Source organism: Microcoleus sp. BM001215392 (assembly GCF_036700185.1).
GTDB lineage: Bacteria > Cyanobacteriota > Cyanobacteriia > Cyanobacteriales > Microcoleaceae > Microcoleus.
On sequence record NZ_JAUBOJ010000277.1, the window covers coordinates 1 to 10,303 of the forward strand.

At 47.0% G+C, this 10,303-nt stretch carries 7 protein-coding genes and 1 pseudogene; 3 read left to right on the forward strand and 5 right to left on the reverse strand.

All coding sequences use genetic code 11. From position 1 onward, the window contains the following. Nucleotides 1–443: 443 nt before the first annotated feature. A complete protein-coding gene (locus QT974_RS24105) occupies nucleotides 444–842 on the reverse strand; it encodes a hypothetical protein (RefSeq protein ID WP_333470945.1) in 399 nt (132 codons plus the stop codon). Between the two features lie 470 nt (nucleotides 843–1,312). Here QT974_RS24105 and QT974_RS24110 point away from each other — a divergent pair, with 470 nt between their 5' ends. Continuing rightward, entirely contained in the window at nucleotides 1,313–2,422 is a 1,110-nt protein-coding gene (locus QT974_RS24110) for an extracellular solute-binding protein (RefSeq protein ID WP_333470946.1), read from the forward strand. A gap of 45 nt (nucleotides 2,423–2,467) precedes the next feature. Here QT974_RS24110 and QT974_RS24115 read toward each other — a convergent pair whose 3' ends face one another. After that, the gene (locus QT974_RS24115; protein ID WP_333470947.1) at nucleotides 2,468–2,998 is read right to left on the reverse strand and encodes a hypothetical protein; all 531 of its coding nucleotides are present in this window, start codon (nucleotides 2,996–2,998) and stop codon (nucleotides 2,468–2,470) included. A 20-nt stretch (nucleotides 2,999–3,018) separates the two neighbouring features. Beyond that, nucleotides 3,019–6,288 carry a PAS domain-containing sensor histidine kinase gene (locus QT974_RS24120; protein WP_333470948.1) on the reverse strand — a complete coding sequence of 1,090 codons (3,270 nt, stop codon included), beginning with the start codon at nucleotides 6,286–6,288 and terminating at the stop codon, nucleotides 3,019–3,021. 725 nt (nucleotides 6,289–7,013) lie between these two features. Between QT974_RS24120 and QT974_RS24125 the strand changes: the two are divergent. Beyond that, nucleotides 7,014–7,379, forward strand: a pseudogene (locus QT974_RS24125) (RNA-guided endonuclease InsQ/TnpB family protein); the annotation flags it as partial. 67 nt (nucleotides 7,380–7,446) lie between these two features. Here the strand turns inward: QT974_RS24125 and QT974_RS24130 are convergent. Both QT974_RS24130 and QT974_RS24135 read right to left on the reverse strand, forming a co-directional pair. After that, nucleotides 7,447–8,577, reverse strand: a complete 1,131-nt coding sequence (locus QT974_RS24130) for an aldo/keto reductase (RefSeq protein ID WP_333470949.1) — start codon at nucleotides 8,575–8,577, stop codon at nucleotides 7,447–7,449. Between the two features lie 5 nt (nucleotides 8,578–8,582). After that, nucleotides 8,583–9,092 carry a bifunctional nuclease family protein gene (locus QT974_RS24135; RefSeq protein WP_333470950.1) on the reverse strand — a complete coding sequence of 170 codons (510 nt, stop codon included), beginning with the start codon at nucleotides 9,090–9,092 and terminating at the stop codon, nucleotides 8,583–8,585. A gap of 378 nt (nucleotides 9,093–9,470) precedes the next feature. On the opposite strand from QT974_RS24135, the gene ribE reads away from it, so the two are divergent. After that, entirely contained in the window at nucleotides 9,471–10,184 is a 714-nt protein-coding gene (gene ribE, locus QT974_RS24140) for a riboflavin synthase (RefSeq protein ID WP_333470951.1), read from the forward strand. Nucleotides 10,185–10,303 lie beyond the last annotated feature (119 nt).

Genomic DNA, 10,303 nt, shown 5'->3' on the forward strand with positions numbered 1-10,303 from the left:
AGATAAACGCAGATAATTTTAGGGTGTTTTCCGATTTTTGCAATTCAAGTCTATTAGATAGTCATGGACGTACAAATCTGGTTTTTCACTCATAATATTGAGTTTAGCAGCGAAGAATACACTCAGAAACCGAATTTTTAGTTTTCTGAGATTCGTAGAATATTAGGAGTTGAACATTAAAATTTCAGGCGTGGCGAGCTACCTGCGAAGCTAGTTCTGCTGTTAAACCAGCTTCGTTGTCGCTGCTGAATAATTATATTACTTTCTGTATTTATGCTCGAAAAATTACAGAATATTCTCCCAAGTATCCGGCTGTGACACAGAGTTTATGCTGGTTGCGCGAGACAAAAAACTCCATACAATCAATCTATAAATAGACGAGCATAAGTTAATGCTGCTGGTGTTTTTTGTTAAGATTGAGGCCAGCTCGCAAGCAGCAATATTTAATAAGAGCCGCCTACGTGTTGCGAGTGAATTCTTTTGGCGAGCAACTGTTCTTCTAGGGCAGCAATTCGATTGTAAGCTGCTGTTAGCTGAGCTGTAAGGCGCTGGATTTGAATCTCGGCGCTCAGTTCTTTTTCCTGGCTTTGGGAATTGTTGTCGAAGTAACTGTCATCTAACAATATGTCTTTGTGTTCTAGCAGTCCGTCGAGACTGCTGTAGCTTTGATAGGGCGAGGTTTTGTGATTTCTTACTTTAAGGGAGCGATCGTCAATTTCCTGTTGGGCCAGCTTAGTATCCTTGGCTGACTCCAATAACTTTTCATTAAGATTTTCTATGAGTTTGTAGAGGGCATCGACTTGTTGAGTCAATACTGTAACTTGCTGGCGTAAAGCTTCCATACAGTTATCCTGAAAATTGTAACTTATATCTTTACATATAAGGGAAATCTTTACATAAGTGGGATTTATCACTAAATTATTTAATTTTTGACATAATTGTTGTGTTCTCAATGCTGGCGGTAGATTTAGCGGCTCAGCTTGAGGATTTAAGATTTTATATTTTGGGATTTTAGATTGTCTTGGATGCTGAAACGAGATTTTTTTAGTTTTATGGTTGGTTCCAACCTTTAATCAGAGTTAAAAAAACTCGGTTGGTGAGAGTTACAGCGCCTAGCCTGCTGTTAAATTAACTTCGCGCCGACAGCGGTTTGAGCCAAACAGAGTCAGATCGCAGCATTCGCGAGTACAATGGCTTTGTGTTTGAGGAAGAAATAAGACAAATCGTGCCAAATACCGGACTCGACAAACAATTATTTCCCGCGCCGTAGAACACAAAACATCGGTCACTATTTAGAAAAGCGGGTTCACAGGTGAAACGAAGGTCTTTGCTATTGGGTGCCACCACCCTAACTTTAAGTCAATTGGCGGCAGGTTGCGACTCGAAACCAACTCTCAAAATTCGATCGCTCAAAAACGGTATTCCAGCCCAACTGGTAAGCAAATTTAGTCGCGATTTACAACCGTCTCCGCTGTTACAGGTAACGCAAGAAGTACAATTAAAAGAATTATTTGCCCTTTTGCAGCAGTGGAAGCGGACACCCTTCGCCAAAAATCAAGCTGATTTGGTGATGTTGGGTGATTATTGGCTGACTTTGGCAATTCGGCAAAAGTTGATTCAGCCGATCGATCCTGCTAAATTTAGTAATTGGTCGCAATTACCCGAAAGATGGCAAAAACTCGTCAGACGCAACGATGAGGGTCAATTAGACGCTAAAGGTCAAGTTTGGGCTGCACCTTACCGCTGGGGAAGTACGGTAATTGCCTATCGAACCGATAAATTTAAGGATTTGGGGTGGACTCCGAAAGATTGGAGTGACTTGTGGCGAGTGGAATTGCGCGATCGAATTTCGCTACCGGATAGCGCCAGAGAAGTGATCGGTTTAACATTAAAAAAACTCGGAAAATCTTACAACACGCAGCAATTAGATAAAGTTCCCAACCTCAAAAAAGAACTCGCCAACCTGCACGCCCAAGCTAAGCTTTACAGTTCCGATTCTTACTTGCAACCGTTAATTTTAGGTGATACTTGGTTGGCCGTAGGTTCCTCTGGCGACGTACTGCCGCTGTTGCAAACTCAAAGCGATATTGCTGTAGTAATTCCTGCTTCTGGAACTGCACTTTGGACGGATTTGTGGGTACAACCCGCATCAAAAAAGCCAGTTTCGTTAGGGGAAAAATGGATTGATTTTTGCTTGCAGCCTCAGATTGCGCCTCAATTATCTTTGCTCGCTAAGGCTAGTTCGCCGATAATTGTCGGCATGAAACCCGAGGCTTTGCCGGCCGATGTGCGCAGCAATCCCGTGTTGTTACCGGAGGCTAAGATTCTTGCTGCTAGCGACTTTATCCTGCCTTTCTCTGATGCGGGGATTGCGCAATATCGATCAATCTGGCAAGAAATTCGGCAAGTAGTGAAAGGCTAAATTAAAATTCAGTATATACGGGTAAGGTGCGCATTGCGCACCTTACTAAAAACCTTTGATTTTGCCTCGAAGACCTGGATTTGAAAGAGATTCTAAGTCGATTTTACAGCTCGATCGATCGCCCTTGCACGCATAAACCGCCAAAGCAGTCCCCTGACGGTTGCAAACTCGCAGGTTGTAACCGTACTCGCTGGAAGCTGCGCCGAAGCGATTGACAAACTGATAGCGCTCCATATAATCCAGCAAACTCCACAGTTGGCGGTTGACGATGACGATCACCCATGTGTTGCTGCGATCGACAAACCAGCGATCGAGCAATTTGCCGCCAAACTGTTTTTGAGCCAACCACAGACTCGGCGTGCTCTTTTGCGTTTGCGAAAGCGGCGGCGACGGGAAATTGGCAGCGTCTCCACTCGGGCAGACTGGTTGCTGGGAAAACGCCGCCGATTGTCCCCACAGCAAGGCTGTGATGCACGTAGAACTGGCAATTAGGAACAAAAATAAACTTTTTGTCACAATGCTAGGTCTGTGCCGGAAAACTTGATTTTTGTGGCATAATTTGTGGTGATTCATCATAATTTATTGCGACAAAATTATTAAAATTCCGATCGCCTAAACAACGAAGCAGGCAGACAAGCCGTAAAAGTAGAACCGCAATCTAACTCGCTGGTAACTTCAATATCGCCGCCCATCATCTGACAAAAACGCTGGCTGATAGTCAGTCCCAAACCAGTACCGCCGTACTTGCGAGTAGTTGAATTGTCCGCTTGAGTGAAAGGTTGAAATAGTCTCTCTTGCTGTTCTTGTGTCATGCCGATCCCCGTGTCCTTGACTCGAAAAATTAAAAATTCTGCATCCAAAATTAACATTTGAGCAACTCGCGGTTGATACTTATTTTTTAACTCTTCGCTGGTAATTCTTTCGACAGTAAGTACGATCGCCCCATTAGCAGAAAACTTAGCAGCGTTGCTGAGCAAATTCAGCATTACCTGTCGCACCTTCATCAAATCGCCGTGCATGGCGCCAATATTCTCGGCACTCAATACTTGCAAAATATTGCCATTTTTCTCAATTAACGGTTTGACAGTTGTCGCCACCTCATCGATCAAGCCGCCGACATCGAAGCTTTCGAGATAAATCTCCATCTTGTCAGCTTCTATTTTAGAAATGTCGAGAATGTCGTCAATCAGTCGCAGCAAGTGTTTCCCAGCAGTCCGAATTTTATCTAAATCCGAAACTACTTCTAAATTGCCCAACTCCTCGGCATCTTCCACCAGCATATCGCTGTAGCCGATAATCGCGTTCAGGGGAGTCCGCAACTCGTGACTCATGTTTGCCAAAAAAGCACTCTTGGCGCGATTGGCGAGTTCTGCCGCTTCTTTTGCCAATTGCCATGCTTCCTCCGCGTTTTTCCGTTCCGTAATGTCCCGCAGCGTCGCCACCACCGCTTCCACAGTGCCTTCTGTGGCACAAACCGGGCTGAGAATGTACTCGTAGTCGCGGGTACCCCAGGCTGCGGTGGGGACGATTACTTCGCCTTTGGCGGGTTCGGCTGTGACAAATAGGCGATCGCACTCTTGATGAACCCGCTGCATAATTTTTGGGGGCCAGCCTAATTCCTGCCAGGTTTTGCCAATCATTTCTCTGGGGTTCATACCGGCAGCTTGGGCGGCGGTACGGCTGACATAAGTGTACTTTCCCGATCGATCGACTAGAAAGATCAAATCGAGGGAAGCGCCGAGAATCCCGTCTACTGTTCTGGCGTGTCGGGCTACTTGAGCCGTCATTTGTCTGACGGTGATGGCGCCGCGGACTTTTGCAGCGAGTTCAAACTGCAAAAGTTGGTTGGCTTGTTTGAGAAATAAGGTGCGCTGTTCGACTTCTTTTTCTAATTCTGCTTTAGCTTTTTTTAGGGTTAGTTCAGCCTGTTTGCGATCGCTCACATCTGTAGAAATTGTACCGACTGCATAAGCTGTGCCTGTGGAGTTGCACAGGGGAAATTTGAGAGAAATATAAGTGTGCGGCCCGTCGTCTTGAGGGATGACTTCTTCGATGCTTAGGGGCGAGCAGGTTGCAATCACTTTCAGGTCGTTTTCTCCCCGGGCTGTCCAAGAGTCTTCCGGAAAAATATCGCTGTCACTTTTGCCGATGATTTGCTCTTTTTCCAGGTGCAACAAATTGTCAAAATGGCGGTTTGCGAGCAGGTATTTTCCCTCAACATCTTTGATATAAATAATAGCTGTTGAGTTGTCTAAAATCGCTTGCAGCAGTGCTTCGCTCTTGCGCAGGGCTTTTTGAGCCTTTTGGCGTTCCACTATTTCTCGCTGCAATTCCAAGTTGACGTGATTTAAGTCTTGCCAAGCTTCCTGGACTTGATTTAAGGCGAGGGCGCTTTTGTCTGATTCTGTATTAGGCGGCCGCCGCTGATTTGACAGGTTGTTTGCGGGCAATTGTAGGGGTTCGACAGTTAGCGGGATTGGGAAATTTGGTATCAGGCGATCGCCCGCAAATATTTGATCTTTAAAATCTAGCGGTAATCCATTGTCTAAAATTGGTTTTTTGGGGAACAACCCGGGGACTTCCCCCACATTGAAATTGTCAGATAAATTTTCAGCAATGCGATCGAGCTTCTCGGATGGCGGCGGTTCGGCGGTAGAGTTAGACGGTGCATTCGCGTCTGCTGTCGGTAAATCAGAGTTAGCGGTTTTGCCGTTCCGGCGGGCGACTGAAACTGCCAAAGCGAGGGGAAATACTGCTGAAGATAGTCCCACCAGCAGCCAACGGTCGATCGACCAGGTTTCGAGATCGGCAGTTTTGGGGATGGCGCGCACTAAAATTGCTGCGGGCTTTCCGGCTAAATTTTCCAGCGATTTAGCAGCTACCGCGTGAGTTTGACCGCTGGTTGGCAGGTATCCCAGCACCGGCTTGCCGGCCCCGGCTAGTGCAGATTGTAGCAGCGATGTCTCCGAGTTCAGCACACCGGGTAATCGTGCGTTTGTGGTTTCTGTTTCCTCACGGGCGATCGCAAATTTGCCGTCGGCTAGCGGTGTGTAGATAGCCCCGTACCCGCCTTGTAATTTGACTGTTTCGCCGCTAGTAACTCCCGGCGTTTGGCTAATAATTTTTCCTAATACTAAGACACCAATCACTGTCTGATTTTTGGGATCTTTTACCGGACTTGCTGCGTAGCGGACGATAACAGGACGGTCGCCAATTCCCGACGGCACAGATAGGAATTGTTTGTCAAATTCAGATTTAGGAATAATTTCGCTGGCAGTTATTTGCTTTTTTCCGACGAATACTCGCTCGACTATTGTTTGCAAATCGAGAATTCTTTTCTGATATTTGGAATTGACATTTACCACGACTTGCCTGTTTTTTTCAACTAACGCAGCGCTGTCTATTTCCCCTGTTTTTACTCGATTTTCTAGTATTTCCTTAACAGAATTTCGCAATTTTAATATATTTTTTCCGCTGTTTGAATTTAACACTATTTCGACGATCTTTTTGCTGTCCGAAGAGTTCTGCAAACGGTCAAAGGCGCGAGCTAGCGGGACATTGTAGTTAGTTTCACTTTGGCTGAGTTCTGATTTAGCTTGATTTTGCAGTTCGCTCCTTGCAACAGTTGATGTTAGCCAAAGTGCTGCTCCTGTTAATCCGACTGGCAAGATTGTTTGTAAAGCCAGCAGTCCAATGAGCTGGTTTTTGGTGACAGACAAGTTGTAGGTGCAAGGGCCGAAACCTGATTTAAATATTGGGGAAGTTCCAACTAAATTTGGCTGCGGACAATTTGGCTGGCTATTTTTTAACTGAGTTTGAGCCATGGTAGTAGATGCTGAATCGGTTGTAAATGACAGGCGACCCATCAGTCGATTTTCGATTTTATATTTGAGCTAAATTATACCGCATTCCGAGCGTTGCGCTGTCTGTGAACCCGAACCTTGGGGTTATAAGAATATGATTCGGATGCTGGCACAAACAAGATTTAATCGAGTCTAGAGCTGAGATTTTTTGAGCCAATCTCAAATCTATTGTTTCCTTGAGAAAAACCAAACACATCAATAAAATGACAGGTATTTTTGGTAACTTTTGCCTATTTGGCTCAGGGCAGGACTTACAATGATCGGTATTTTTGGTAACTTTTGCCTATTTGGCTCAGGGCAGGACTTACATAGAACCTAATTATGCAAGGTGTTTTTCTGCCGCCTATCTTACCCCTATAATTCGCCAGTAAAACTACTTGTTGCGTTTGTTGTGAGAATGTTGTGTTGGCAGATCGTGCTGGTGCTTATTTAAAGTTTGTTAGGAGCACCGACATCTGGCTTTGCAGACAAATGCCAGGATCTGGCTCGCAACGAGACACACCGACAAGCGGGTACCTTGCTCGCACTTCAATAAAAACGCTGCGCGCATCGATCGGGATGCCGAAAGCAGGCAAGCTAGGTAGTTTGGCGATCGACTAAACCGTAAATCCACTTAGAATAAAGTCTAACTTAACCAATGAGGGGTTGGGGGAGGTATAAGTCCCGCGCTCTCCACGGTACTCCGTTCAGCGTCGGGATACATGGACTCAGAGCGCTGATTGAGGGGTTCAATACTGGCAAAGCATTGTTTGGATGCCGCCTGGGGTAGTTTTCTGGATATCCTCAAGTGGGTTGCCTGGAAGCGTGGGGTTTTCTTTGCCAAGGTCGATCCCAACGGCACAAGCCAAACCTGCCCCAACTGTGGAGCGCATACCGGGAAAAAGGAACTGAGTGAGCGAGTGCATCATTGCGGTGAGTGTGGATATGTGACCGATAGAGACGTAGCTGCTGCCCAAGTGGTAATGCAGCGAGGTCTTACAGCCGTTGGACAGACGGCGTTGCTGCCTGTGGAGGAAGGTTGCTTGGGAACCCCGATGAAGCAGGAAACCCCAACCGCGAGGAAGGGAAGCCCACGCTATACCCATAAGGGTTAGCGTTGGGAGGATGTCACTTTATTGCAGCACTCTCGATCGCCTCGCTCTACCTTTTGGCTGCTTCGCATCAATCCCACAACCGCCGCCCTGGTTTGCCACCTAGTCGCTGGTGAGTATCTTTGAGCAGAGTGGGGATGTCTAACTCTTCGGGACACTTGGGCAAACATTCCCCGCAATCAGTGCAGCGGTTGCCTTTGCTACCGGGAAACCAATGTCCGGCATTTTCAAACATGGCGTAGCGGTATTTGCCAAACTCAGTCATGTCGCAGCCGACGGCGAGATTGCGCAGCCGCAATACTTCGGGAATGTTGATGTTTTCCGGGCAGGGCAAACAAGCATGGCACTGACTGCATTTGTCGGTTGCCAAACGCTCTGCCATGAATGATTCTAGCTTCGCGAAGGCAGCGATTTCGGCGTTGGTGAGCCCAAAGTCGCGATCGGCATATTCCAGAGGTTGCTGTAATTCTGTCGGGTTTGCAGGCCCCACACTGAGAGTCCCAATCCTAGTATCGCTAAGTAAAAACCGATAGTTAAGTTCTAAAGGCGAGAAAGGCGAGCACAATTGTGCGAGGGTTTCCGGGGGCTTGTAGAGTTGCCCTCCTTTGTCTGCCGGGGAAATAATGAAAACGCCCATATCTTTGTCTTTGGCGAGTTGAATTGCCGGGGCGTTGCGCTGAAAAAAATAGTAATAATGGAGGTTGACAAATTCAAATAAATCTGTCTCGATCGCAGCCAAAATTAGATCCAGAGACCCGTGAGTGGAAAAGCCGACGTGACGAATGCGACCGTCAGCCAAAGCTTTAGCTAGAGCTGACATACAGCCTGCGGGCGATCGCACCCTTGCTAAATGTTCCCAAGTATTCAAACCGTGAATTGCCACACAGTCGATATAATCTAAATTCAGGCGTTTGAGAGATGAATCGATGCAGCGTTCCGTGGCTGCTGCATCATCCGTTGGGGGTATTTTCGTAGTAACGTGGAGGCGCGATCGATCGACAGACAAACCAGATTTTAGCGCCGCACCGAGATATTCCTCGCTGCAACCGTAACCCGCAGCAGTTTCCAAGTGATTGATACCCAGAGACACCGCCTGCTGCACAGTCTGACAGGCAATTTCCTCAGAAGCCAAATAACGCATGGTTCCTAAAGAAAATACAGACAAGTGCAACTTTGTTTTGCCAAACCGTCGATAGCGCATAAATGTTACGACGAAGTTTCGCCCTGACCCAAGCCGCTTCTCTTGATCAAATCCTCCGGGCGCAGGTTTGAGATAAATTCCCGGAAAGCTCGGCGTTCTGCCTCATCAGCATCTCGATCCACCGGTATCGAAGCATCGGCGACGACTTCTTCCATCACCCAGATGGGGCTGTTCGTGCGCAGGGCCAGAGCGATGGCGTCGCTGGGGCGGGCATCGATCTCTTTTTTAACTTCACCCTGACGGACGATCAGCACGGCATAGAACGTGTTATCTTGCAGCGAGTGAATAACTATGCGCTCCAAGGTAAGATTCCAGGCCTCTAAGAAATTGACCATCAAATCGTGAGTTAAAGGTCGAGGAGGCTTGTGGCCTTCTAGGGCGCTAATTATAGCCTTTGCCTGCTCCTGACCAATATAAATAGGCAAAGCGCGTCGCTCAGTAGCGTCTCTCAATAAGACAATAGGGCTGCGCGTGGCTGCATCTAAGGCAATTCCAGCGACTTTCATTTCAATCATTCGATCGGCCTCATAGAATTAAGAAACCGTAAGGCGGTGGAGAACTTGGGCATAGAGATGACCTGAATCCAGTATTACAAAAATTGTCTAGGTTTTTGGGAATTGTGCCTCGATCGATTTTCGCATTTAAGCATTCGAGATCGGCGATCGAGCCGGCACCAGTTTGCAGGAAAGCTGGCGTGTAAGTCGATTGGCGATTTGAGATCAGCGATATTTCGCATGGGGGGGAAGCTGGCGTGTCAGTTTTTTTCGATCTCAAATTTCAAATCGCCAAATCGAAAATCTTGAATGCTAGGAGGAGATGGCGATCGCCAAATCTCCTGAGCCTGCTTTCGGTCGGTTGGATGTAAATAATCTCTCAAATAAAGGAAAATACTTATGTTTACAGGACTAATTCAATCTCTAGGAAAACTCAAGTCGCTAGGCAACGATTACTTCCAAATTTCCTGCACATCAAGCAACTCCTACCAAATTTTACAAGATTTAGCCGTAGGGGACAGCGTAGCAGTAGATGGAGTGTGTTTGACGGTAGTAGAAGTTCTGCCCCAAGGTTTTGTCGCAGTCGCTTCGCCAGAAACCTTGCGCCGCACTACTTTGGGAGCAGTCCCCGATGCGTGGGTGAATTTAGAAACCTCGCTGCGGGCCGGTAGCAAATTGGGCGGACATTTTGTGACGGGACACGTAGATGCGATCGGCGCTTTAGCAACATCCACACAAACCGCCAACGCTTGGGAAATCAAGTTTGCTGCTCCACCATCAGCCCATTCGGGATGGCAGCGTCAAATCGCGCCATATATCGTTTCCAAAGGCAGCATCGCCGTCAACGGCATCAGCCTCACAGTAGCAGATTGCGATGCAGACGGAAATTGGTTTGAAGTTGCCGTAATTCCGCACAGTTTTTCTGAGACAAACCTCAGCTATTTACAGCCAGGAAGTTTAGTTAATTTAGAAGCAGACATCCTCGGCAAATACGTAGCAAAATTTCTGCGCAGCGGCGCGATAGCCCATCCCGAACCCTGGGAAGAAACCCCCGCCATCAACAGTTTGGGAACAATTACACCAGAATTCTTAGCCGAGCACGGATTTATGTAATCTTCTGCTGTAAATCGTGCAGCGGGTGCATCTCATTTTGGCAAATATATTCGTAGGGGCTATAGCATTTCGGCATTAAATCTCTGGTTCTCACTAATAAATTGTCTGCCGAAATGCTT

What these genes read in the sequence shown, in the direction of transcription:
- ribE (WP_333470951.1), top strand. Translation starts at nt 9,471, where the DNA reads ATGTTTACAGGACTAATTCAATCTCTAGGAAAACTCAAGTCGCTAGGC.
- QT974_RS24115 (WP_333470947.1), bottom strand. Translation starts at nt 2,998, where the DNA reads ATGATGAATCACCACAAATTATGCCACAAAAATCAAGTTTTCCGGCAC.
- QT974_RS24120 (WP_333470948.1), bottom strand. Translation starts at nt 6,288, where the DNA reads ATGGGTCGCCTGTCATTTACAACCGATTCAGCATCTACTACCATGGCT.
- QT974_RS24105 (WP_333470945.1), bottom strand. Translation starts at nt 842, where the DNA reads ATGGAAGCTTTACGCCAGCAAGTTACAGTATTGACTCAACAAGTCGAT.
- QT974_RS24135 (WP_333470950.1), bottom strand. Translation starts at nt 9,092, where the DNA reads ATGATTGAAATGAAAGTCGCTGGAATTGCCTTAGATGCAGCCACGCGC.
- QT974_RS24130 (WP_333470949.1), bottom strand. Translation starts at nt 8,577, where the DNA reads ATGCGCTATCGACGGTTTGGCAAAACAAAGTTGCACTTGTCTGTATTT.